General features: G+C 72.3%; 1 pseudogene. It reads left to right on the plus strand.

The annotated features are described in order from the left end of the window. Positions 1 to 167: 167 nt before the first annotated feature. A pseudogene (locus ACFW2E_RS04250) lies at positions 168 to 390 on the plus strand (PAS sensor protein); the annotation flags it as partial.

Genomic DNA, 390 nt, shown 5'->3' on the forward strand with positions numbered 1-390 from the left:
GCTTTGTTTAGGGCGTGTCCGCAACACCGTCGCCCGGGGTCGGGAGGGGCGATCCCCCCCCAGACAGCGTGGACGTCCGCCACCAACGTTGTGGGTGTCACCCCCCCACGCCGTCGGGCCCGCGCCGCTATCCGCAACTCTCGCTCGTCCTGCCCCACCCTTTCACCATGGCCGCCGCCCCGATCACCACCGGTCAGACCACCTGGGGCGGCCTGGTACTGCACTGGCCCAGCACGCACCCGCCGGCACTGAGCTCAGGTGAGCGGGAAGCAATCGCCGACACCTGCCACCGCCTGGGACGGATCTTGCAGCAGGCTGCCGACAGCGGCAGTCCCGTGCTGGCCGGGCCCGAGCCACGGATCGTCCGTTCGCCGCCGGCCCGCAGCGCCG

It is taken from the genome of Streptomyces sp. NPDC058964 (assembly GCF_042741275.1).
In the GTDB taxonomy this organism is placed as follows: Bacteria; Actinomycetota; Actinomycetes; order Streptomycetales; family Streptomycetaceae; genus Streptomyces.